Source organism: Desulfobacterium sp. N47, from assembly GCF_051233685.1.
Lineage (GTDB): Bacteria > Desulfobacterota > Desulfobacteria > Desulfobacterales > RPRI01 > RPRI01.
The window spans coordinates 19,538-44,398 of the sequence record NZ_JBAMMY010000049.1; the positions used below are offsets into that span (position 1 = coordinate 19,538).

Below are 24,861 nucleotides of genomic sequence, written 5' to 3' on the forward strand. Positions count from 1 at the left end.
TAAAAAGTCCGTCAGCAGGCTGAGAGCCGGAATATAATTATCTCAGAAGTAAGGAAGATAATGAAATATATAAATTGACTGGAGCATACTTTAATGGATCAGGCAACAAATTTGAGACAAATGGTTGAAATCGAATCTCAAAATATTATCAAACAAAAAAGAACCGGGGCTGTTGAACCGAATATCAAAGCCAAAGGACCCAGAGTAATTGCTTTCGCCAGCGGAAAAGGTGGTGTCGGTAAAACCAATATAGTTGTTAATCTTGCGATTGCGTTCAGGAGACTTGGCAACCGTGTTTTGATTTTTGATGCAGATCTTGGTTTGGCGAATATAGATATTATTTTTGGTCTCAATCCGAAATACAATATCGAAAACATTATAAACGGAGAGAAGGAACTCTCTCAGGTTATTTTTAAAGGCCCTGAAGGTGTGGATATTATACCGGCAAGTTCTGGCGTTCAGGAATTGACTCAGCTGACCGAAGGCCAGAAGATGAATCTTTTGAATGAGTTTGATATGCTAAACCGCGTGTATGATTTGCTGCTTGTTGATACTGGTGCAGGAGTATCATCAAATGTTATATATTTCAATCTTGCTGCTGAAGAAAGAATAATTGTTGTAACTCCTGAACCAACATCCGTAACCGATGCATATGCGCTCATAAAAATATTATATTTCAAATACGGAATTAAAAGTTTTTATCTTTTACTTAATATGGTGAATGACGAAAAGGAAGCAAAATCCGTTTATGGCAAGTTCACAAAAGTTGTGGATAAATTTATGGGGGGGATTTCTATTGAATATGCAGGTTTTATTCCCAGGGACAATCTTCTGAGGGAAGCTGTAGCACGCAGAAAACCGGTTATGCTCGCTTATCCGGACTCCTCATCTTGCAAATGTTTTAAGTTGGTGGCCGACTATCTGTCAAAAAGGGAAAACAACGCCCAGATTGACGGTAATATTAAATTTTTCTGGAAACGACTAATAGCCGGGGTAACAGATGCTGACAATAAGTGCTGAAATAAATAGATATGTAGAAACTTCCCAGCTTAGCTTTGAAGAAGAAAAGGAAAACTACAGAGAAGAACTCATACTGAAATATGCACCGCTGGTAAAATATATTTCCGACAGGCTGGCGAATAGGATGCCATCGCATATTTCAAGGGATGACTTGAACAGTGCCGGAATAATAGGCTTGTTTGATGCTATAGAAAATTTTGATTCAAGCAGGGGTATCAAGTTTGAAACCTATGCATCATACAGGATAAGAGGTGCTATTTTAGATGAAATGAGAAAGCTGGACTGGATACCAAGATCTGTAAGAAAAGATATTCAGAAAGTTGAGACGGCTGTGACAGCTGCTCAGACAAAACTGGGCCGGACTCCTGAGGATCATGAGATTGCAGAAGAACTTGGAGTCAATCTTGAAGATTTTTACAAAATAATAGACAGAACCCATAATGTTAACCTTTTGAGCCTTGATGAACCGGCTCTTGGCACCTCGGTTACAACTGTTAACAGATTGGAATCGGATAATCCCTCTCCTCTGGACAAAGTCAAAAAAAGTGAAATCGAAAAAGTAATTGCAAGCGCTTTAGCTAATCTGCCCGAAAAAGTGCAAATGGTTATCTCTTTGTATTATTATGACGAGATGACTTTAAAGGAAATTGCAGAAATAATGGGATTGACTGAATCACGTATATCCCAGATACATTCCAAAGCAATCATTATACTAAGGTCGAAGCTTAAGGCATATTTTGAAGGTTAAGAATGGATCCGAATAAAACTGATATTGACGATGAACAATTCGCAGGAAACGAGCTTGACGAACCTGAAAGTAATTTGCAATTTAACGGAGATGAGCTTGATGACCAGTTCAGCGGAAATGAGCTTGATAACCCGGGAAGTGATGTCCGGTTCAAAGGTAACGAACTTGACGAATCTGACAGCGATAAGCGGCTGGCAAGCAAAGAATCTGACAGGCCGGATAGTATAATTGAAGGAGAAACAGTACATGTCGATTCACCCGAAAGCAGGAAAAATACGGTCATAGTTGATAAAAAAGAATGCTATGCCGGCAAAAAAAAATTTACGGTTGTTCATAAGATATCAGGCATAGTTATCCTTTTGTGTCTTCTGTTATCAGTTGTATATTTTTTTATCTTAAGACAACCTGAAGCCGGTAGTCCGCTGATAAAGGCAACAAAAATTACTGCTAAAATCGAAAAACAGGCATTAGTATTCGAGCCGTTTATAGTTCCCTGTGAAGGCAGCAAGTATTACACATACATGCTGATTGATATTTCTTTTGATGCTTCAGGGAAAAATATACAAACGGAAATAACAGAGAAACAAAATGAGATCAGAAAAATAATATACGATATATTATTAAAAAAGATTGAAGGTGCGGATTCGATTCCAGCAGCGGTTGATTTGAAAAATGACATAAAATCCGGGATTAATGCAGTTCTTGAAAATGGTAAAATTCATGAAGTATTTATTACTAAATATCACGCTGTTTGATAATTGAAACCATTCATGGAGTCAGTCATATATTTTAACACTTAATGGGTAAATAATAAAATGAGCAGCTCTTCAAATATCAATATAGTCTTAAGCCAGAGCACTGCTATTAAGGAAATACACAATGTCACTAAGCAGAGTCTGGAATTAAATCAGCAGTATGTTACCCAACACGCGGAAATCAGGAAAAAAGAAGACAAGGAAAAGGTTGTTGAATCTAATGCCGGCAGTCATGTGGAAATCGGAAATGAAAATGAAAGAAGTAAAATGGCAAGGCAAAACAGGGAACAAACAGATTCTTCAGAAGATACCGATGAAAACGAATCCATGCCTTCCGGTGATCATATTATAGATATTACGGTGTAAATATGTCAATTTTTGATATTAAGCATTTAATTATACTCCTGATAAGCATTGATATCTTCATGATATTCACATGCATATACCTGATCAGAAAAATAAGAATGATGCCGAAAGCGGATAGATTTGAAGAAGGTATAAAGATTTTTGAATCTTTGCTGACTGATGCGGACCAGATAAGCGGATATTTCAGTAAAGAAGTCAAGGCAAAATACGACATGATCAAAAAGATAAACGAACAACTGGACGGACGTATAGACAGCATTAATATGCTTTTAAACAGAGCTGATATAATTCTTTCCTGTAATGATAAGAAAGACTCTCAGGGCGGTCAGTCCGCAAAGTCGATTACTGTCAAGCAAAAAGAGATTATCGAACTGAATATTAAAGGCTGTAATGTGGAAGAAATTGCAAACAGGCTTTCGATTCCAAAAGGCGAAGTTAAATTGATTCTTGACCTATATAAAAACCAACCGGATATAACATAGCCGAAATCTATTATGATCGAACTTAATAATCTGATTAATTCCAAAGCCATGATCCATGACTCGGATTCAGGACGTTTGGCAAGTCCAGCCAACTTTGCTGAAAATGAAATCATTAAAGGAAGAGTTTTTAAAATTCTTGATCCGGAAACTGCGATTATCAGTATTAAAGGACAAAATTTTAGCGCAAAGACTCTGCTTCCATTGAAAATTGGGGCGGATTTGATTTTTACAGTTGTGAAATCATCGCCGGTACCGGTTTTAAGATCGCTTGGCCTTCAATTAATAAAACCTGAACCTGCAAATATTTCAACCATACTATCTGCTATAAAAGATAATTTATGGAAGACTGTATTTGAAAAAATTGCAGCCGTCAAAGATATGGCGCCATTAAAGATGTCATATAGCCAAATTATAGAAAATCTGCCGAAAAAACTATTTGAATCCGGTAATGTCGAGTATTTAAAGGAAATTATTGATCGTTCCGGTTTGTTTTTTGAGGCAAAACTAAAAATGGCTATAGAGAAAAATCCACCGGAAGCCAAACAAATAAGCCAGATCTTAAAAAATGATATAAAAGGATTGCTTGCAGATTTTATTTCAAAAACAGATGATGGTGAGACCAAACAATTACTTTCTGTTATAAAGAATCTGCAGATGCTTGATGTATCCGGTCTTGACCAGGAAAAAAAGATATTTATTCCCTTGCCTCTCCTATTTCCTGATGGGCATTTTTGTATTGCTCAATTACTGATCCAATTACCAGTGATATCAAAGGATGCTCCTGAAGAATCTGCGGAAGATAAAGCCCCCCTGAAGGTATCCTTATTACTTGATTTGTCGGGCATTGGTCCGATCCGGGCGGATTTTACTTTAAAAGACAAAATGGTGTACGGGGTTTTTATAGCTGTTACCGCCGATACTGTCGAATTATTAGAAGACGGCATAAAATATTTTGCAAAGAATCTTGAGAAGATAGGATTTTCAGTACGGCATATTGAATGCCGGCTTAAAGAACCCGAAGTTGTCACAGAGCCACTTATACTGGATATAATTCAAACCACAGAAAACAATATCAACCTTGTAGGATAGATGTTATATAAAAAGCTCCTTTCTGCTTTGTTGCCCAAAAGGATAACAATAGATGACTTTAAAAAATGAATTAAATAAGGCAGTCGCATTAAGATATGTTCCGGAGCGCGAGCAAGCACCACGAGTTATAGCAACAGGTAAGGGAAAGCTTGCGGAAAAGATTATTCAGGTTGCCAAAGAACATAATATTCATATTCACAGTGATCCTGATTTGGTTGAAATGTTATCGCAGCTTAAACCCGATCAGGAGATTCCGTCTGATCTATATAAGGTTGTCGCAGAAATACTTGTTTTCGTCTATTCCTTAAACGGAAAAAAAATGTCCCGGTAGGAAAAATATTCCCCCCTTATCAGTGTTGCCTGTTAATTCAGATCATATTTCATTAACTTTTTCTGCCCGTGCTTTTTGATTTTAATTTATTTAAAAAAGCAGATTTAAGACCAAAAAATATGCCTTTTTATTATATTGTAAAACTATCTTATATAATTCATGATTTCGGTTCCATGAATTATACGCCCATCTTGACCCAACCTGGCTTAAACATCTTTAAAACGGCTTTTTATACATTAAGATTAATCATTATCTGGCACCGATATTGCTTTTAGTATTTATCAAATTCTGTTCGGAAGCAGGGTTAAATCATAAAAAGCCGTTAATAGGCTTTTTATCAGTGGAACAAATAGAAACGAGGTGAAAAATGATATCAAGTAATTATAGTTTGGTTGAGGGTTCATTGATACAGCAGCTCAGGTTTGATACCCTTTCAAACAATCTTGCTAATGTAAATACTAATGCTTTTAAGCAGGATATAGTATCTTTTGATCAAAATCTTTCTTTGAACAGATCTTCTATCGATTTATCTTCCGGCCCAATCGTTTTTACGGGCAATGCATTTGATGTTGCACTTGAAGGTCCGGGCTTTTTCAAGATCCAGACAGCTTCCGGCATTAAATATTCAAGAGATGGGGCATTCAGCCTCAACAGAGACGGTATGCTGGTTAATCGTAACGGAGATAAAGTGCTGGGAAAAAATGGTCCGATTACTTTAACCGGAAATAATATCGTCATCGGAAGTGACGGCCAGATAACAGAAGACGGCAACCCCGGTGATAAAATATTTGTTGCAGATATCAAGGATTCCAAGCTTCTGAAAAAAGAGGGCATGAATTACTATGTATATGATGGAGAAGCTAAAAACATAACAAGCGCAGAGAAAGTCAGCATTAAGCAAAGTTATATAGAAAAATCTAACGTAAATGTAACTGAAGAAATGATCAGGATGGTTGAAACGCTCAGAACTTTTGAATCAATTCAAAAAGCGCTTCAGAATACTGATGAGACAACAGGCAAAATGGTCAATGATTCTGAATTACTGTAATAACACAGGAGATACTTATGCTTAGAGGAATGTGGTCGGCTGCATCCGGAATGGATGCACAGAAAATGATGATTGATGTTATTTCCAATAACCTTGCTAACGTGAATACTGTTGGATTCAAGAAGAGCAGGCCTGATTTTCAGGATCTTATGTACCAGACTATGAGTCAGGGCGGATCAACTACTACTTCGGGAGATCAGATACCGGGCGGTATCCAGGTCGGCATGGGAACAATGCCGGTCAGTGTTCAAAAAATGTTTATGCAGGGTGATTTCAAGGAAACGAAAAATGAACTGGACCTCTCAATAGAAGGAAAGGGGTTTTTCAAGGTTATAAGTAATGATGAAGAGGTTTATACCCGGGCAGGTAATTTTAAGATGGATAAGGATGGAAATATATGCACTCCTAACGGTGAAAAATTACAGCCTGCAATGACAATCCCTTCGGATACAATGACAATTAGTATTGATAAATCCGGAACAGTAACTGCTTTTGGCCCTTCCGGACAAGGTACTGTGGTTGGTGTGATAGAGTTACACTCTTTTACGAATCCGGCAGGGCTCTTCAGCATGGGACATAATCTTTACAGAAAAACCGATGCTTCAGGTGATGCCATTGCAGCTGCGCCAGGCTCAGATGGAATGGGTACAATTGCACAGGGCTTTATCGAGATGTCAAATGTGGATGTTGTTGAAGAGATGGTAGCTATGATTATGGCTCAAAGGGCTTATGAGGTTTCCAGCAAATCAATTCAAACTGCGGATAATATGCTGCAGATGGCAAATAACATCAAGAGGTAATAATAATGAGTAAATCCGTCAGCACAATCATTATTCTTATATGCCTTTTGCTTTTTGGCTCAGCTTTCGAAGCCAGTTCAAATGAAAATGCTCAAAAGATGAGGTCACCGGATGATTCAACTCAGATAATACCGGAATCCATATTCAGAGAAGCCTGCAGCCAGTTTATCTGTTCGCGCCTGGAAAAGAAAAAAGATGATATTATTTTGTCCAGATTTACTATCAGCGGCGATAAACCGCTTCCAGCAGGCAAAGTGTCTTTGGAATTGTTCGATAAAGGTCGTGAAGAACTTACAGGATATGTGCGGCTGATTGCCATTGTCAGCATAGATGATATCCCAAAAACGGAAGTTAAGCTTTCGGGCTGGGTTGATGTCTTCGATTCTGTTGTTTGCGCATCTCATAATTTAAACAGAGGAGATGTTATTACTGCCGGTGATATACATCTTGAAAGAAAAAATATCTCCCGTCTTAATTCAGACACCCTTAAGGATGTAGACCAGGCGATCGGTTTCATGGCCAAACATGATATAAAAGATAACGATTGTCTTAAAGAGTGGATGCTGAAGAAAACTCCGCTTGTTAACAAAGGAGATATGGTCACGATACTTGCGGAGCATGGAAGCATAAGGATTACAGCGCCAGGAAGAATTCTTGAGAAAGGATATATGGGTGATTATATCAAGGTTCAGAATACGATGAGTAAAAAAAGCGTTTATGCAAAGATTGTTAATGATTCAACCGTAGTGGTGGATTTTTGAGGATAAGATGATTCCAAAAAATATTGCAGCATTATGCATTATAATAGTTCTGATTTCAGGTTGTTCAGCCGGGTCTCAATATATTAAACAGGCTGCCAAAACCGAAGTAAAAAGTACTGCCGGAGATCAGGCTCCTTATGCCTACCAGCCTCCTGAAAAATCGGAAGGCTCTTTATGGTCGGAATCTGAAGGCTCTTTTCTTTTTCCTGACAGAAGAGCGCGGCGTGTTGGAGATTTAGTGATCGTAAGAATTGTTGAAGATCCTGAAGCAGAACTTAATGCAAACACAAGTACGAACAGGTCATCCAGTGCAAACGCAAAACTGGAATTTTTAGGTTATATGAAGGCGCTTGCGCAAAAAAATCCCAATCTTGCCCAAAATCCGGGAACTGATGATCTGATAACTGCATCCTTGGGTACAAAATTTGACGGACAAGGCTCCAGCGACAGAGACGGGCATGTGAAAGCATATGTGTCTGCCGTAGTTTTACAGGTATTCCCAAACGGGAACATGCTTATAAGCGGCAGACGGGAAGTAAAAGTTAACAGCGAAACAGAATATATTACATTATCCGGAATAGTAAGAGCTGAGGATATCAGTACGGCAAACGAGGTATCTTCCGCCTATGTTGCTGAGGCTAAAATTTCTTATTCCGGAAAGGGTCCTGTAGCAGATAAACAAAGACCCGGATGGCTTATGGGGGTTATTGATTATGTATGGCCGTTTTAAGATATTATTTTTACTGATAGTGGTACTGTGCCTGCTTATTCCTTCCGAGGGATTTTCGGCACGGATTAAAGACTTGTCTTCTATCAAAGGTATCCGGTCAAACCAGCTTTTCGGTTATGGTTTAATCATCGGGCTCAACGGCAGCGGAGACAAGAACGGCACTACCTTTACAATTCAAGCCCTTGCTAATATGATGGAAAATATGGGAATACATGTGAGCCCGAGTGATATAAAGGTAAACAATATTGCTGCGGTTATGGTAAACGCAGAATTGCCGCCGTTTGCACGGACCGGGAAAAAGATAGATGTAACGGTTTCTTCCATTGGTGATGCCAAAAGCCTTCTGGGAGGAACACTTCTGCTTACCCCGTTAAAAGGTGTTGACGGGAAGATATATGCGCTGGCTCAAGGACCTATTGTAGTAGGCGGCTTCAGCTCCGGTGGAGATGCGGGCGGCGGAGTAACAAAGAACCATCCAACGGTTGGAAGAATAGTAAATGGTGCAACAGTTGAAAAAGAAGTTCTTTTATCACTTGAAAACAGAAATGATCTGACTCTTATGCTGGATAATCCTGATTTTGTGACTGCAACAAGAGTTGCCGAAGCAATCAAGACCCAATTCGGAGAGGATCTTGCCAAACCGGTCGATTCCGGCACTCTTAAAATTACAGTTCCTCAGGCATACCAAAATGATGTAGTCGGTCTGCTTGCAAAACTTGGTGATCTGGAGGTTAAACCGGATATTGTGGCCAAAGTTATAGTCAATGAAAAAACAGGCACCGTTGTAATCGGAGAAAACGTCACAATTTCGATTGTTGCCGTTGCACACGGCAATCTGAACATCCAGATAAAAGAGACAAAGGATGTTTCACAGCCATCACCGCTCGGAGTTTCCCGTTCTATAAACACGGCTCCTACTCAGATGAAAAACGGTACTGTAGTTGCGCCCGGAGGAGCTACCGTTGTCACTCCGAATACGGAGATAAATACCAATGAAGAAAAAGCAAGCCTGCTTTTGATAAATAGTGGAAAGACTGTTGGCGAACTGGTGCGGGCGCTAAATGCGATAGGCGTGACGCCAAGAGATCTTATCACTATTCTGCAAACAATTAAAGCGGCAGGGGCGCTCCAGGCCGAACTGGAAATAATTTAAAAGGATTGAATATGATTAAAAATATTGGACAGGCTCCTGTTCCGGTTGATATTCAAAAGGCCTCACAGGAAAAACTGAAAAAGACATGTCAGGATTTTGAAGCAATTTTTCTTACCTATATGCTAAAAACCATGCGGGCAAGTGTATCTGATTCGGGCATGGCCGATAAAAGCCATGAGAGCGATATGCTGTATTCGATGCATGATGAAAAATTAAGTGAAGAGATGGCAGGAAACGGGGGAATGGGGCTGGCAAACATGCTTTTCGAGCAGCTTATGGATAGAAAATAAATAATTTTTTTAGAAAAGGGCTGAATCTGCCGATAACCAATCTGGAGAGTTTGCTTTATGGAAGATACAATATTTGAGTTTCTTGAAAATGGCCTGCATGAAGAGATATTTCTTTATACTGAACTTCTCAATTGTTTCAAAAAGGAAAGAGAAGTATTAATGAATATGGATTTGGACAATCTATGGAATATATCAAAAGAAAAAAACGACCTGTGCTCAAGGATAAATTCCATAGAGCAAAATATCTTTTCCATCATTCGTCCCAAATTGGATAAAAAACATTTTGACCGATTGGAAAAAGCCGCCGATTTTAAAATATATTCACAGCTTCCGGTTCTGATAACAGAAATTGCAGATGAAAAGGATAAACCCAAATTCCACAGATTATATTATTTTCTGCAAAAGCTTAAAAGCGAGATTGACGCGATGCGCAAAATCAATACGGAGACAGTTGAACATTCACTTCAATTTCTTGATGAAATTATATCAATAATAACCGGCCAGGTTAACCAGGAAGTAATATATAATAACAAGCGAAGGTTTAGCCATTCAGGAAATAAAATGTTTATGAGCAGGGAGGTCTGATCATGTCGAGTTTGGGACTGGTAGGGGATATTGCAAACAGCGCTTTGTCTGCCCAGCGCTACGGTATTGAAATAACATCTCATAATATAGCAAATGTTAATACCAACGGTTATACCAGGCAAAACCCAATTTATGAAGCGAAACTTCCCGGCTCATATAGCAATTTGCTTCTTGGACGAGGTGTGGATATAAGCACGGTAAGGAGGATTTCCGATCAGTTTATTGAAAACCAGCTTATGCAGCAGAAATCGGATTTGTCTTCCTATGAAGAAATGGAAAACTATATGAAGGTTCTTGAAGGAATCTTTAATGAAGATTCAGAAACAAGCATGAGTAACATGATGTCTGATTTCTGGAATTTATGGCAGGATATTTCAAATAACCCGGCTGGATATCCTGAACGCAGCGCTCTTTATGAGTATAGTGTCCAGCTTGCAGATCAGCTTAATACTCTTGATTTGAGCATGCGCCAGGTTGAAATAAATTTAACTAACTCAATAAGTTCGGGAATCGGCAATATAAATCAGCTTACCAGTGAAATTGCAAAGACCAACAAGCAAATTGTCGGAATGGAAAGCGCTAGCATAGCCAACGATTTGAGGGATAAGCGCAATGAGCTGATATCGCAACTCTCGGGATACATTGACGTAAAATCTTTTGAACAGGATAATGGAACTCTTACTGTAGTCACAGCAAGAGGCTGCGTATTGGTTAACGGAAATGACAGTTCCGAGCTTGCCCTTGGAGGAGTGAATGGAAACAAGGTTGAGTGGCAGGGTTCAGGGGGCTCAACTACCGATATTACGGGCTATATTACAAACGGGAAACTAGGCGGATGGCTTGATATGCGCGACCAGATCCTCTCCAAGTATCAACTGGATATGGACTCATTAACTAAAGAATTAGCATGGTCGGTAAATCAACAGCATAGTCAAGGTGTTGGCTTAAGTACTTTATCGACTGTAACCGGAACGTATGGGGCTACAGCTACGAATCAAGCTATGAGCACTGCCAGTTCAGGGCTTGACTATTATTCCAAAGTTCAGGCAGGCAGTTTTAATTTGTGGGTTTATGACGCTGACGGGAATGTGGTAGGTACAGGGGCAACCCCTATAAATATAACCGCCGGTACAACTCTTGAGGATTTAGAAAGCGCGATCGATTTGGTTGACGTCAATATTGATGCTACTATAACTACCGATAACACTTTAAAAATCACGGCTGACAACGGTTATACTTTCGCATTTTCCGAAGACACGAGCAATGTATTAGCCGCTCTTGGTATAAATACTTTTTTTTCAGGTTCAAGCGCGGGGGACATATCGGTAAACGATACGATCAGTTCAAATATGAATTCTATTGCTGCAGCCAGAGTAGGGAGCGATGGCTCTATTGCTTCAGGGGATAATTCCAATGCAATTTCCATATCTGATTTACAGAATACGTCCATACCAATATCAATCTGGACATGTGACAGGATAAATGGAAACACGGAAGGAAGTGTAACAACCAGCCTTGAAGACTATTATCATTCACTGGCTGGTTCAATCGGAACAGCTTCTGCGGGTGTATCAAACAGTAAAGACTTTAATAAAGTGATGTTTGACAAGATAAGCGGCCTAAGAGACAGCATATCCGCTGTGTCATTAGATGAAGAGATGGCCAATCTGATAAAATTTCAGCAAGCTTATACGGCAGCGGCAAAACTGATCAGCATTGCGGATGAAATGCTGGACACTCTGCTTAATGTAAAGTAGAGTAGGGGGAATGAAATTATGCGGGTTACAAATAAAACCGTTTATGATTCTGTCAGATACAATCTGGGTAAGATCAGCGAAGAGATGAGCAAAGCTAACCAAATCGCTTCTTCAGGCAAACTTATTTCGGATTTGTCGGATGATCCGGTCGGCCTAACCCAATCATTGAAGATCAAGTCCGTTATCTCCGGTCTTGACCAGTTGGGAAGAAATGTGTCTTTGGGGAAATCCTGGTTATCCGCATCAGAATCTGCATTGACCGGTGTGCAGGATCTGATTTCCGATACAAAAGCGTTATGTGTTCAAATGGCTTCCTCTACGACAGGAGCTTCACAAAGAGCTTCAGCAGCGGCAACCGTTCAAAACACACTGGATGAGATTTTATCGCTTGCAAACACAGAAGTAAGCGGAAGATATATTTTTTCAGGAACAAAAACGGATTCCGCCGCTTTTGATCAGGACGGAAACTATTTAGGAAACGATGAGCCGTTTGCCATAAAAATAGGAATAAATACTACTGCTTCAGTTGGAAGTAACGGCCAGGGAGTCTTTGGAACTATATTTACTACTCTAAATGATTTAAAAAACAACCTAACAGGTAATAATATAGATGGGATTCAGGCAAGTCTCGATAGTTTGACTCGTCATTTTAATGATATAACTAACAAGATATCCGATATCGGCTCCAAAATGAACCGAATGGAAATTAAAGAACAGATATTTCAGGATTCTAAGCTTGTCAATACAGACCGGGTTTCTGCTATTGAAGATGCCGATATAGCAGACGCAATTATTAATGTTAAAGAAAAAGAACTCGCCTATCAAGCTGCTTTAAACTCTTCCAGCAAGGTAATGCAATTGAGTCTGGTAGACTATTTGAAATAATTACTTGGAAAAGAGCCATGGGGAATTCATGCTGATAATTACGCGAAAAACAGGTGAACGAATTACTATCGGCGACAATATTGTTGTTACAATAATTGAAGTCAGGGGATCTATGGTAAAGTTAGGCATTGAAGCGCCAAGATCCGTAAGTGTTCATCGCCAGGAAATATACGACAGAATCCGGGAACAGAATATTAAAGCAGCAGAGATTGAAGAATCCGATCTCACAATGGCTGTTTCCATTTTAAACAGAAACATATCAGATGGTGATTCAAAGTGAAAATAAAGACAACACGATTCGGGACAATCAGAGTAACTAAAGACAAAATAATTCATATGCCTTTCGGTATGCTTGGCTTTTCGGAAAATAAACAATTTATTATGTTTCGCCATAAAGAAAACTCTCCTTTCTTCTGGTATCAATCAGTGGATGATCCGGCGCTTGCTTTTGTGATAACCAGCCCATTTATGTTTATGCCTGATTATAAAATTGATGATGATGAAGTGATAAAAGCTATGTCATGGGATAATATCGGTGATGATGATCTTGAGTTGTATGTGGTTGCCAACATACCCAAAGGTAAGCCGGAAGAAATGACAGCCAATTTAATTGGCCCTGTATTGATAAATATAAAAAACCGTCAGGCGGTACAAATGGTGATTTCAAATACTGATTATTCTCACAGATTCCCTATTGTCGTATAAAATCTGCCATTCCCGCAACATTTCCGGGCGGGAATCCGGTTTATGGCTGCCTGAAATTATGAATGCCCGGCAAGAACATTCGGGCATAAAAAAATGTTTTGCAATTGCCTCCGTTGGCATAGAAAATTAACTTAGCGCTTATGGGGTTTCGCCCCTCGGCCTGCTGCTGGTGGTCATGCTGCATTGTGTGTGCCCCTGCAACAATATAATTGCAGTCCTTTAAAGCAATAAAGGTAAATGTATCATTTGCCATATAGACAGCCTGTTCTTTGGAAAATTTGGTTTCAACTCCGTCTTTTTCAATAAGCGCTTCACCGGATAACAGATATATTATTTCGTCATGACCCTTGGGAGCTCCCATTTTTCTTCTTTCATTACGGGGCACTTCTCCGTAAACAAAATATACGCTGTGTTTCCCAATTTCCCTGGAACCAATTATGTATTCTTCCCAATCATTTTGAAAACAATCTTTGATATTAAATATTTTCATTTTATTACTTCCTTTCATTATTTAGATATTCCATAAACAGCACACATAACAGGATCGGGAGCAAGAGAACCTGAAGCGCGAAAACGCCATAAATAAAACAGGGGCAGCCAATATATGCTGCCCCTGAAATATTATTCTTTATATCAAAGCTTTATTCTTTCTTTTCTTCTTTTTCTTCTGTAGCAGTTTGGGCCATATGTTTATAAATGTTATACCGCTCGTTATATTCCTTTTCTATCTTCAAACGAAGTTTTTTTGATTCTTCAGGAAATTGTTTTTCGAGTATTGCATACCTGTTTTCGCCGGAAAGAAATTGCTGCAAAGTGCCGTCGGGTGTTTTTGATTCGAGCATAAAAGGATTTTGACCTTGTTCTGCAAGAAGAGGATTAAATCTGTATAGCGGCCAGTAGCCTGCTGCAACAGCCAGGTTTTCTTCTTCCTGCGTTTTACCCATGCCTTTTTTAATTCCCTGATTTATGCACGGAGCATAACAAATTATAACGGAGGGCCCCGGATATTTGTCTGCTTCAATGAAAGCCTTAAGTGTCTGCTGTTTGTTTGCTCCCATTGCAACCGAAGCCACATAAACATAGCCGTATGTCATTGCAATTCTGCCCAGATCTTTTTTCCCTATTTTTTTGCCTGATGCGGCAAATTTTGCGACTGAACCTGCAGGTGTTGCTTTTGAGGACTGACCGCCAGTGTTTGAATAAACTTCTGTATCCAGGACAAGGATATTTATATCTTCCCCGGAAGCAATAACATGGTCAAGCCCGCCGAAACCGATATCGTATGCCCAACCGTCTCCTCCGAAAGCCCAGATCGATTTTTTTACAAAAAGATCCGACATCGAAAATATTTCATTTAAAAGTGGCGTTCTTTTTGCATCGGCAAGCAGTTTTTTAAGCTGATCACCATGCGTTCTTGTGGCTGCCGGATCATTCATACCTTCAAGCCATCCTGTCATGGCGGCTTTAAGTCCTTCCGGCAGTTTATCGTCTGAAACTGCTTCTTTTATCAGATCTGCAAGCTTTTGACGGCGCTGAATTACTCCCATAGATATTCCGTATCCGAATTCCGCAGCATCCTCAAAAAGAGAATTTCCCCAGGCAGGACCGTGTCCGTTTTTATCCGTGCAATAGGGAACCGAAGGAGCTGAAGCGCCCCATATGGAAGAGCAGCCGGTAGCATTTGCTATAATCATTCTTTCCCCAAAAAGCTGAGTCAGCACTTTAACATAGGAAGTTTCACCACATCCGGCGCAAGCGCCTGAAAATTCCATAAGTGGTTTTTGGAACTGGCTTCCTTTTACGGATTCTCTTGAAACGATGTCGTCTTTAAATGGAACGGTCAATGAAAATTTATGGTTGGGAACCTGAGTCGGGACTTGTGTTTCAATGTGTTTCATTTCAAGAGCTTTTTTCTTGGACGGGCATATATCGGCGCAGTTTCCGCAGCCCTGGCAGTCTAAAGTATTGACCTGAATCCTGAACTGATAGCCTTTAAGCTCCTTTCCAACAGCCGGTTTTGTTTCAAAGGATGCAGGTGCATTTTTGAGTTCATCATCTGTTGCAAGAACAGGCAGGATAGAGGCATGCGGGCAAACAAACGAACACTGATTGCACTGGATACAGTTTTCGGCTATCCATTCCGGAACATTGATGGCGACACCGCGCTTTTCATATTGCGATGTTGCAACGGGAAAAATTCCGTCAGGCTCAAAAACGCTAACCGGCAGTTTATCGCCCTGCTGGGCAAGCATAGGACGCATAACTTTTTCAAGAAATTCATGTTTATCAGCGTCTGCTCCGGTTTCCAAACCGGCGTTTTTCCACGATTCCGGGTAGTTGATTTCAACAAGATTTGCCAGAGTCTGATCAACCGCATCGGTGTTCATTTTTACTACCTTTTCGCCTTTTTTCCCATAGACTTTATTAATTTCGTCTTTTAAAAGGGAAATGGCTTTTTCAAAGGGTATTACATTCGCCAGTTTAAAAAATGCCGTCTGCATGATCATGTTTATCATTACACCAAGCCCGACTGCACCTGCGATTTTAACAGCATCAACATTGTAAAATTTTAATTTCTTTGAAGCGATTGTCCTTTTCATTTCGGCAGGAATATGTTCTTCCATTTCCTGTAAAGACCAGGGTGAATTTAATAGGAAGGTACCGCCTTGTTTTATGCCTTCAAGAATATCATACAGCGAAACGTAATTAGCCTTGTGACATGCAATGAAATCCGCAGAACTGACAAGGTTGGTGGATTGTATGGGTTTTTTCCCGAACCGAAGATGCGATACTGTTATGCCTCCTGATTTTTTTGAATCATAGGCAAAATAACCCTGAGCGAACAAGTCGGTATTATCACCTATAATTTTAATGGCGGATTTATTTGCTCCAACCGTTCCGTCGGAACCAAGACCCCAGAATTTGCACTGCACGGTTCCTTCAGGCGTGGTTTCCACGTCATTTTCCACTTCAAGTGAAGTATGAGTCACATCATCTGTTATGCCAACCGTAAAATGATTTTTCGGTCCGGCTGACTTCATGTTATCAAATACAGCTTTGGCCATTGCAGGAGTAAATTCTTTTGAACCTAGTCCGTAACGCCCGCCTACTATAACCGGCATCTCATGTCTTTCAAAAAAAGCAGTACAGACATCAACATAAAGAGGATCGCCGATAGCTCCGGGCTCTTTTGTTCTGTCAAGCACGGTTATACGGTCTGCCGAGGCAGGCAGAGCAGCAAGAAAGGCATCTATTACAAAAGGCCTGTAAAGACGAACCTTGACAAGCCCGACTCTTTCGCCATTTTCATTAAGCCTGTTAACAACTTCTTCTATGGTTTCGCAGGAAGATCCCATTGCAACAACCACTCTATCTGCTTCCGGATCTCCGGTATAATCAAAAAGCCTGTAATTACGCCCTGTGAGCTCTCCGACTTTTTTCATGTAATACTTTACTGTTTCGGGTATCTCAAGATAATATGAATTGGCGGCTTCCCTGCCCTGAAAATATATGTCAGGATTCTGTGCCGTACCACGGACAGTCGGATGTTCAGGATTCATTGCTCTTTTACGGAAAGCTGATACGGCGTCATAGTCAACAAGAGTTGCCATGGATTCATAATCGATCAATTCGATTTTCTGTATTTCATGCGAAGTCCTGAATCCGTCAAAAAAATGAAGAAACGGAACTCTTCCTTTGATCGAGGATAAATGTGAAACAAGTGCAAGATCCATTACCTCCTGAACGGAACCGGAGCATAAAAGAGCAAAACCTGTCTGGCGTACAGCCATTACATCGGCATGATCACCGAAAATTGAAAGCGCATGGGCGGCAATCGCCCTGGCACTTACATGAAATACTGCCGGAAGAAGCTCTCCTGAAATTTTATACATATTCGGAATCATGAGAAGCAAACCCTGGGATGCAGTAAAGGTAGTAGTAAAAGCGCCTGCCGCAAGTGCGCCATGAACTGCGCCCGCTGCTCCTGCTTCGGATTGCATCTGTTTGACATTCAGCAACTGTCCGAAAATATTTTTGCGCCCTGTCGCCGCCCATTCATCCGCTATTTCACCCATTGGAGTTGAAGGGGTAATCGGATATATTGCGGCGACATCGCTCATAGCATAAGCTACATGTGCTGCTGCCGTATTTCCATCAATGGTTTTCATTTTTTTCGCCATAACATCCACTCCTTATATATAAAATTATCATAATTCGCCATAATGTCTTGTATTGCATATTATTTATAAAGCATATGCAAATCTGCCGGATTATTCTTTTCAATTATTTATGAACCTGTTTACGATTTTATTTATGATTCATTGCCATGGAATAAACTATTATTTCTGTATAATTATGTCATAAGGACTTATTTGTAAAGAAAAGATTTATACTCTGCCGGTTGCGGAAATAAACTTTGGATTGCAGATATATGTAGTTGCATTTTACTTGATAATACTGTTTATTTAATGATGATAAATCTAAAATTAATCCCGGCCTGAAGGCCGTGACATATCTTTTCAAGGAGGAATAATAATATGCCCAGGAAGGAACTATCCAGTGACAAAAGCACTGATCCGGCAGTTTTGCAGATGCTTGCGAAAGCCGGAAAAAACAATATTACAACCGTCTGGGACAGATATGAGGCAATGAAGCCCCAGTGCGGTTTTGGAGATACCGGCCTTTGCTGCAGGCATTGCCTTCAGGGGCCGTGCCGGATTGATCCTTTCGGTGAAGGCCCCAAAGAAGGTATTTGCGGAGCCTCAGCTGATGTGATGGTTGCAAGAGGACTGGACAGAGCAATTGCAGCCGGTACTGCTGCTCATTCCGGACATGCAAGACATCTGGCTCACACTCTGTTAAAGACAGCAAACGGACAAGCAAAAGACTATTCTATCAAGGAAGCGGAAAAACTTAAAAGTGTAGCTGCACGCCTTGGTATTGCCGTGAATGACCGCTCAGACAATGATATAGCCAAAGATGTTGCAAAAGCAGCTCTTGCTGATTTTCATGAAAAGGATACTCCGGTACTGTGGGCTGCAACCGTAGTAACTCCGGCCCGCGCAAAATTGCTTGGCGATCTCGGGCTGGTGCCTAAAGGTATTGATCATGAAATTTCTGAAATCATGCACAGGACTTTGTATGGAGTGGATGCCGATCCTGTAAACCTTCTTCTTGCCGGACTGCGCTGCGCTGTTGCCGATCTGGCCAGCTGCTATATGGGCACTGATCTGGCGGATATTCTCTTTGGCATACCGCAGCCTAAAACAAGCACCGCCAATATGGGTGTATTAAAAGCTGATGCCGTTAATATTGCGATGCATGGACATAATCCCGTACTTTCAGATGTTATAGTATCATTGGCCGAAAAGGCAAATGCTAAAGCTGTTGAGGCCGGAGCATCAGGTATCAATATTGTAGGCATTTGTTGTACCGGAAGTGAAATCATGATGCGCCACGGCATTCCGTCCTGCACCCATTCCGTAAGCCAGGAAATGGCCATCGTTACCGGCGCGCTTGATGCAATGGTTGTGGATTACCAGTGCATTATGCCGTCTGTGGTGTCTGTTGCCGAGTGTTTTGCAACACCTGTAATTACAACTATGGATCTTTGCAAAATCACAAACGCCGTGCACATTGAATTTAATGAGGAGATGGCCGCCGAAAAGGCTGATGAAATATTTGATATCGCTATAAAAAGCTTTAAACGCCGCAAAAATAGGACTGTGGATATTCCGGATATTAAATCCAATGTGATAGCTGGATTTTCTGTTGAAGCGATTGTGGGAGCACTTTCTAAGCTGAATGAAACTGATCCTCTTAAACCTCTTGTTGATAACATTAAATCAGGTAATATCCGCGGAGTTTGTCTTTTTGCCGGATGCAATAATGTCAAAGTAGCTCAGGATAAAAATTTTACTATTATTGCCCGCATACTTCTCAAAAATAATGTGCTTGTTATCGCAACAGGATGTGGAGCCGGAGCTTTAATGCGCCATGGATTTACGGATCCTTCAAACGTTGATGATCTTTGCGGCGATGGTCTTAAAGCAGTCCTGACGGCTATCGGAGAGGCGAACGGTCTCGGCGGTCCGCTTCCGCCTGTGCTGCATCTCGGCTCATGCGTGGATAATTCAAGAGCTGTTGCTCTTGCAGTTGCCGTTGCAAATTACCTGGGTGTTGATACCGACCGGCTGCCGGTAGTGGCGTCGGCGGCGGAAGCCGTATCCGAAAAAGCCGTATCTATCGGTGCATACGCAGTTGCTGCAGGCCTTCCGACTCATGTCGGAGTTATGCTTCCTGTAACCGGAAGCGCGCTTGTAACCCAGATTCTTACGGAAAAGATTAAAGATGTAACAGGCGGTTATTTTATAGTAGATCTTGATCCTGAATCAGCTGCGCAAAAACTTCTGGCTGCCATAGACGAACGTCGTGCCGGTCTGGGATTATAATAATTGACTGACAGGAGTTTAACATGACTACACCAAAAGAAATTTTTGTAAAAATAGATAAATGTATGGGATGCCATAGTTGTGAGCTTGCCTGTGCACTTGAACATTCCAAAAGTAAATTATTATACAATGCCATATCGGAACATCCTGAACCTAAAAAACGCATATATGTTGAGTGGATGTCACAAAACAGACGGATGCCTGTATTGTGCCGCCACTGTGAAGATGCGCCCTGCATGCATGCCTGCATAAGCGGGGCCATAATCCGGACGCAAGACGGGGTGGTTCTAACCGATAAAGACAAATGCATAGGATGCTGGACCTGTGTAATGGTTTGTCCTTATGGCGTGATAGGACGTCATATGGAAGAACACAAAGCATACCGCTGCGACCGTTGCCCGGACAGAGATGTTCCTGCCTGTGTGTCAGCATGTCCGACACACGCACTGGTTTATGAAACAGTAGAAAATTTTTCATCAAATACCCGAAAAGCTGTGTCGGAAGAACTTGCAGCAGGTCATGGAGGATGACGTGACTGTCAAACAAACCCGTTATGTGATTATAGGTGCCAGCGCTGCCGGCATGTCTGCTGCCACAGCTATCCGCGAGTCTGGCAGCTGTGGAGATATCACGGTTTTATCAATGGAGCAGGAAATGCCGTATTTTCGGCCTATGATCCCCTTTCTGATAAGCGGCAAAAAGTCGGAAACGGAAATGTCGCTTACAGGAAACGGTCCATTTAAAGAAGCAAAAATCCAAATCCGCACCGGCACAAGAGTAACATCTGTTGATACGGATAATAAAACGGTAACGATTGGTAATTCAAACAGCATTCCATATGACAGACTGCTTATAGCAAGCGGAAGTAATCCCTTCATTCCTGCCGAAATAAAAAAAATGAGCGCAGAAGGCGTTTATTCCTTAAGAACTCTTGGCGATGCCAAAAAAATAGCTGTCCGCTCATCAAAAACCCGCAGAGCTATCATGCTGGGCGGGGGACTGCTGAATTTAAAAGCCGCCTTTGCCTTGCTTGAACACGGGCTTAAGGTAAGTCTTATTGTTTATTCCGGCCAGGTGCTTTCACAATTGATGGAACCGGATGATGCAAAACTTATCCGTAATGCATTAAACAGAGCCGGGCTTGAGATTATAACCGGGTGTGATATTGAAAATATCCTGGTGGATAATGATGGAGTAAAAGGCATACTACTTTCAAACGGAAAGGAACTAGAAGGGGAAATGCTTTTAATCGGCAAAGGCGTTTCGCCTAATGTGGATTTTCTCGATAAAAGTAATATTAGTATTGATCGGGGGATTGTAACGGATGAATATACTGCTGCTAATATCAAAGATGTTTACGCGGCAGGAGATGTTGCTTTAAGTCTCGATTCGCTTACCGGCAAAAAAACTGTAAGCGGTCTCTGGACAAATGCCGTTGAAATGGGGCGTTGTGCCGGATTTAACATGGCTGGAAAACAAACCCGGTACTGTGGCGTTGCCGGCATTCTGAACGCAACCCGGATGGCAGATGTTTCTTTTGTTTCAATGGGAATAGTTCATTCAAAAGGCTCCGGCTATGAGACCCACATTACCGAAACGGAAAAAGCATTCCGAAAGCTTGTATTTTCCTCAGACGGCAAGCAGCTTGTAGGAGCTGTTTTTATAGGAGACATTGAACGTGCAGGTCTTTACCGTTATTTGATACTGGAAAAGAGAAATATTGAAAAAATTAAGAAGCAAATAATTAATCATCAGCTGCATTATGGCCATTTTCTACAGTAAAAGAAAAAACTTTGCATAACATCCGATTCAAAGCAACGCTAAAGTGAGACCGGAAAACATACTTATTTTACAGGCACTTTCTTTAGTTGAAGGAACAATTATTAAGGCAGTCGATAATTTCCTGATAATTCTGGAAACGTTCTTCACACCTTTTGGCCATCATTTTTTCTATGGTGTCACACAAAATATCCGGAAGTTCCGGAGCTTTTTTCTTTAATGAAGGAACCGGTTCGTTAAGTTGTTTGAAAAGAATATTACTACACGAATCATCATAAAAGGGGGGATTTCCTGCAAGCAGATGATAAAAACTTGCGCCTAAAGAATAAATGTCGCTTCGATTATCCACTCCCTTATTGCGAATGGCTTCGGGGCTGAGATATAAAGGGGAACCAACTATTTTACTTTCCTTCTGCATGTCATGCTTTTTGTCAAGCTTTGCTACGCCGAAATCCACAAGTTTTAATTCATCAGAGCTTGTCACCATAATATTGGCGGGTTTGATATCTCTGTGCACAATACCGTTTTTCCAGACAAAATCGAGTGCGCTGCACAAGGTTTTTAAATAATTTATAATCTGTGGCGTCTTAAAATTAAAATTGTTTTTGAGCAAATCAGCCAGTGTCTGACCATGTATAAATTCCATTGCATAATACATTATCCCGTTTGCGTTGCCGATATAATAAATCTGTGCAATATTGGGATGGTTAAGCCTGGAAACAAAGCGCGCCTCTTTTAAAAACATCTTTACAAACTCTTCCTGAGATGAAAGCTCCCATGATATGACCTTTAACGCAACATCTCTTTCTAACGCTGTATCCCATCCTTTGAATACTCCTCCCATTCCTCCGGCGCTTATAAATGAAACCACTTCATAATTATCCATTTTTCTTCCAATTAAGCTTTGGTAGAAGCGCTTGTTCTGAGATTCGGGTTTCCTGGGGGCACCCTTTTGAATCGAAACAGAATTATCATTATTTATTTTATTTAAGTTTTCATCCGAGTCCGGCTTAATCGCTTTGGGTTGCGGTTTTTGCAGAATATTGTTTTTCTTTTCATTGCCGGATAATTCGGGCCCGGCTATAACGGCGAAATGAGCGTACAACTTTGACCAGCTTTTATCTTCTGCAAAATCAAGCTCTATTATGGCTAATAACTCGCTTTGTTCAAGTTCAACCTTTTTTATACTGCCTTCAACAATGTTTTTGATGCCGTGGCGTTCAAACTTTAAAATCATTTTGTCTTTTGGTTTAGCCAATATAGATGTTTTGAGACAGGCGCTCATTACATCGCAACCGGTAATCTGTGCATCAATCCAGAAAACACCGTCCCGGGATACTTGTGCTTCTATAGGGAAGAAATCACGCCTTATGGGCGCTATGGCCTGTTGCCTGCTTTTGCTTACTATCCGATCTGAAAAATTATGCCAATGGATACCGTTGTTTTTACGGAAAACAACGCCGAAGCCAATCTGTTTACTTTCATCTCCCAGCAAAACATGAACTACCGAACCTGACACTATATCGCCGGTTTCATCTTCAGGTTCTCTTATAAAAATATCGTCGCCGTAATTTCTTCCAAGAGATGTTTCAATCATTGCGCTGGATCTGGCACGATTTAACATAAAGCTGCGAATCCATGTTTTACCGTCACGGGATATTTCTAACGGAATCGGAACATCAAATCGTTCCCTCTTTTCCGCTCGTCTATCAATATTTTGTTTTTTTTCTGATTCGGTTAAGTCAGGCCTGATTGTATTGACTTGTGATTCTTTGCTGTCTTTGCTAATCGGGGAAGAATCGGCAGGCGTAGTTTTTGGTACCGGTTTCAAATAGTTTTTGATACATGAAACCAATGCGGGTCCTCCTGCCGGATAGATGATGATATTGTCGGCGCCAAGCTCAATTATACGCTTGGGAGTCATTTCTTTTTGGTTTTCTGCAGAAAGAAGAAAAATAAACGGAATGGATTCTCTTTTAGGGTCTTTTTTTAAATAGGATATAAACTGTTGCCCTGAACTATCCTCAAGTTCTATGCCACTTAGAATCAAACCAACCGGATGCAAATCCATGGTTGATAAAGCATCTCTCACAGATGAAACTGTGTGGACACAATATCCCTGGTTATCCAGAACACCAATCACAAAATCGACAAGTTCCCTGGATATGCTGATAAGTAAAATATCAGTTTGTGTGTTTTGCATATGTCAATGGTACTTCCCAGGCTGTTTTGAGAAAAAAAGAAATTTAAAAAGACTAAACGGTAAACCGTCTAGTACTATTTATGTGTCAGAGAGACATGCAATACAAAAGCCTGGTCTCCAACATCAAACGTCAGTACCGCAATAGTAGCATTTTCAGGATGTCCCACTTCATGGCCCCATCCAACAATTATAGTCGGTATTGAAAGCTGAAAATCATATGATACCTCTAAAAGTGATTTCTTGGCGGAACCGCTTATCATGTTGATTATTTCACCAACACCATCATGTATCATTTCTGCGTTGATTTCATTTTCTTTTACGTCCATGATATTTGCTATCACACGTTTAGCCAGATTCCAGAGAAAGGTAATGATAACAGTTCCCTCAGTTTTACCGGAAATGCCGATTACACCGGAAACATCACCAAGAACTCTTAAACTGTTTTTAAAATACACACCTTTGAATTCAGCATCCATGGAGGCCATTTTGCTTAAAACATTTTTTGTGCTTTCAATTAAGGGTGTCAGGTATATCATTTCACGGTCAAGGGGTTGCCGTCCCGGATTTAAATAGCCCTGAAGGATTTGATTGAAAACCGGTTGAGGTTCATCTAACGCCATAAACTCGGAAACTCCGAAATTGAAATAAGGCTGGTCGGAAAAATAATCAGTTTTTTCTTTGAGCAAAATAATCGGGATATTTCTGAATTTTGTCCTGAAATGCAAATTTTTTATTTTACGCAAAATATGCTGATCATCTTCGTTGTCCGAATAAAGTATGACAAGATTGAAACCGGATATTTCCCGCTGTTCATTGAACGGCTCAACAATAACCTGTACACTGTCTTTCAACATATTGGATAGTGTCTGAGAAGCATCGGGGCTGCAATCATTCAACAATACCTTTGCCATGTTTTTACCCC

Annotated in this window: 25 protein-coding genes; 21 read left to right on the top strand and 4 right to left on the bottom strand. The window is 40.6% G+C overall.

Going from position 1 to position 24,861, the window contains the following annotated elements:
* Positions 1-93: 93 nt before the first annotated feature.
* The 18 genes from VXK47_RS02680 (at position 94) to fliW (ending at position 13,505) form a co-directional block, all read left to right on the top strand.
* Positions 94-1,020: a MinD/ParA family protein gene (locus VXK47_RS02680; RefSeq protein WP_435547226.1), complete on the top strand. Its 927-nt coding sequence runs from the start codon at positions 94-96 to the stop codon at positions 1,018-1,020.
* Positions 1,001-1,768, top strand: coding sequence for a FliA/WhiG family RNA polymerase sigma factor (locus VXK47_RS02685; RefSeq protein ID WP_435547227.1), 768 nt, complete (start codon positions 1,001-1,003; stop codon positions 1,766-1,768). Before VXK47_RS02680 ends, VXK47_RS02685 begins: the two co-directional genes overlap by 20 nt.
* Positions 1,769-1,770: 2 nt before the next feature.
* Positions 1,771-2,523, top strand: coding sequence for a flagellar basal body-associated FliL family protein (locus tag VXK47_RS02690; RefSeq protein WP_435547228.1), 753 nt, complete (start codon positions 1,771-1,773; stop codon positions 2,521-2,523).
* 60 nt (positions 2,524-2,583) lie between these two features.
* Positions 2,584-2,889 (top strand): hypothetical protein, encoded by a 306-nt coding sequence (locus VXK47_RS02695; protein WP_435547229.1) that lies wholly within the window; start codon positions 2,584-2,586, stop codon positions 2,887-2,889.
* 2 nt (positions 2,890-2,891) lie between these two features.
* Positions 2,892-3,371, top strand: a complete 480-nt coding sequence (locus VXK47_RS02700; RefSeq protein WP_435547230.1) for a DUF6115 domain-containing protein — start codon at positions 2,892-2,894, stop codon at positions 3,369-3,371.
* Between the two features lie 12 nt (positions 3,372-3,383).
* Complete coding sequence (locus VXK47_RS02705; protein ID WP_435547231.1) at positions 3,384-4,460, top strand: hypothetical protein; 1,077 nt, start codon at positions 3,384-3,386, stop codon at positions 4,458-4,460.
* 52 nt (positions 4,461-4,512) lie between these two features.
* Complete coding sequence (locus tag VXK47_RS02710) at positions 4,513-4,791, top strand: EscU/YscU/HrcU family type III secretion system export apparatus switch protein (RefSeq protein WP_435547232.1); 279 nt, start codon at positions 4,513-4,515, stop codon at positions 4,789-4,791.
* A gap of 367 nt (positions 4,792-5,158) precedes the next feature.
* The gene (locus tag VXK47_RS02715) at positions 5,159-5,839 is read left to right on the top strand and encodes a flagellar hook-basal body protein (RefSeq protein ID WP_435547233.1); all 681 of its coding nucleotides are present in this window, start codon (positions 5,159-5,161) and stop codon (positions 5,837-5,839) included.
* 17 nt (positions 5,840-5,856) lie between these two features.
* A complete protein-coding gene (flgG, locus tag VXK47_RS02720; protein ID WP_435547234.1) occupies positions 5,857-6,639 on the top strand; it encodes a flagellar basal-body rod protein FlgG in 783 nt (260 codons plus the stop codon).
* 5 nt (positions 6,640-6,644) lie between these two features.
* On the top strand, positions 6,645-7,400 hold the full coding sequence (gene flgA / locus VXK47_RS02725; RefSeq protein ID WP_435547235.1) for a flagella basal body P-ring formation protein FlgA: 756 nt from the start codon (positions 6,645-6,647) through the stop codon (positions 7,398-7,400).
* Between the two features lie 7 nt (positions 7,401-7,407).
* The gene (locus tag VXK47_RS02730; protein WP_435547236.1) at positions 7,408-8,130 is read left to right on the top strand and encodes a flagellar basal body L-ring protein FlgH; all 723 of its coding nucleotides are present in this window, start codon (positions 7,408-7,410) and stop codon (positions 8,128-8,130) included.
* Positions 8,114-9,283 (top strand): flagellar basal body P-ring protein FlgI, encoded by a 1,170-nt coding sequence (locus VXK47_RS02735; RefSeq protein ID WP_435547237.1) that lies wholly within the window; start codon positions 8,114-8,116, stop codon positions 9,281-9,283. Before VXK47_RS02730 ends, VXK47_RS02735 begins: the two co-directional genes overlap by 17 nt.
* 11 nt (positions 9,284-9,294) lie before the next feature.
* Positions 9,295-9,573: a rod-binding protein gene (locus VXK47_RS02740; RefSeq protein WP_435547238.1), complete on the top strand. Its 279-nt coding sequence runs from the start codon at positions 9,295-9,297 to the stop codon at positions 9,571-9,573.
* Positions 9,574-9,630: 57 nt separating this feature from the next.
* On the top strand, positions 9,631-10,158 hold the full coding sequence (locus VXK47_RS02745) for a flagellar protein FlgN (RefSeq protein WP_435547239.1): 528 nt from the start codon (positions 9,631-9,633) through the stop codon (positions 10,156-10,158).
* Positions 10,159-10,160: 2 nt separating this feature from the next.
* On the top strand, positions 10,161-11,915 hold the full coding sequence (gene flgK, locus VXK47_RS02750; RefSeq protein WP_435547240.1) for a flagellar hook-associated protein FlgK: 1,755 nt from the start codon (positions 10,161-10,163) through the stop codon (positions 11,913-11,915).
* An 18-nt stretch (positions 11,916-11,933) separates the two neighbouring features.
* Complete coding sequence (flgL, locus tag VXK47_RS02755) at positions 11,934-12,800, top strand: flagellar hook-associated protein FlgL (RefSeq protein WP_435547241.1); 867 nt, start codon at positions 11,934-11,936, stop codon at positions 12,798-12,800.
* 28 nt (positions 12,801-12,828) lie between these two features.
* Positions 12,829-13,080, top strand: a complete 252-nt coding sequence (gene csrA / locus VXK47_RS02760) for a carbon storage regulator (protein WP_435547242.1) — start codon at positions 12,829-12,831, stop codon at positions 13,078-13,080.
* On the top strand, positions 13,077-13,505 hold the full coding sequence (gene fliW / locus VXK47_RS02765; RefSeq protein ID WP_435547243.1) for a flagellar assembly protein FliW: 429 nt from the start codon (positions 13,077-13,079) through the stop codon (positions 13,503-13,505). The genes csrA and fliW overlap by 4 nt, the downstream gene beginning before the upstream one ends.
* 40 nt (positions 13,506-13,545) lie before the next feature.
* Here the strand turns inward: fliW and VXK47_RS02770 are convergent, their stop codons facing one another.
* Together VXK47_RS02770 and nifJ are read right to left on the bottom strand one after the other, a co-directional pair.
* Positions 13,546-13,995, bottom strand: a complete 450-nt coding sequence (locus VXK47_RS02770; RefSeq protein ID WP_435547244.1) for a hypothetical protein — start codon at positions 13,993-13,995, stop codon at positions 13,546-13,548.
* A gap of 151 nt (positions 13,996-14,146) precedes the next feature.
* On the bottom strand, positions 14,147-17,686 hold the full coding sequence (gene nifJ / locus VXK47_RS02775; protein WP_435547245.1) for a pyruvate:ferredoxin (flavodoxin) oxidoreductase: 3,540 nt from the start codon (positions 17,684-17,686) through the stop codon (positions 14,147-14,149).
* Between the two features lie 357 nt (positions 17,687-18,043).
* On the opposite strand from nifJ, the gene cooS reads away from it, so the two are divergent.
* From cooS to VXK47_RS02790, 3 genes are read left to right on the top strand one after another with little or no spacing between them, the layout of a single operon-like run.
* Positions 18,044-19,957, top strand: coding sequence for an anaerobic carbon-monoxide dehydrogenase catalytic subunit (gene cooS, locus VXK47_RS02780; protein ID WP_435547246.1), 1,914 nt, complete (start codon positions 18,044-18,046; stop codon positions 19,955-19,957).
* A 23-nt stretch (positions 19,958-19,980) separates the two neighbouring features.
* Positions 19,981-20,487 carry a 4Fe-4S dicluster domain-containing protein gene (locus VXK47_RS02785; RefSeq protein ID WP_435547247.1) on the top strand — a complete coding sequence of 169 codons (507 nt, stop codon included), beginning with the start codon at positions 19,981-19,983 and terminating at the stop codon, positions 20,485-20,487.
* A gap of 1 nt (position 20,488) precedes the next feature.
* The gene (locus VXK47_RS02790) at positions 20,489-21,739 is read left to right on the top strand and encodes an NAD(P)/FAD-dependent oxidoreductase (RefSeq protein ID WP_435547248.1); all 1,251 of its coding nucleotides are present in this window, start codon (positions 20,489-20,491) and stop codon (positions 21,737-21,739) included.
* 82 nt (positions 21,740-21,821) lie between these two features.
* Here VXK47_RS02790 and VXK47_RS02795 read toward each other — a convergent pair whose 3' ends face one another.
* Complete coding sequence (locus VXK47_RS02795; RefSeq protein ID WP_435547249.1) at positions 21,822-23,939, bottom strand: protein kinase domain-containing protein; 2,118 nt, start codon at positions 23,937-23,939, stop codon at positions 21,822-21,824.
* Positions 23,940-24,013: 74 nt separating this feature from the next.
* Complete coding sequence (locus VXK47_RS02800; protein ID WP_435547250.1) at positions 24,014-24,850, bottom strand: chemotaxis protein CheX; 837 nt, start codon at positions 24,848-24,850, stop codon at positions 24,014-24,016.
* Between the last annotated feature and the right edge of the window lie 11 nt (positions 24,851-24,861).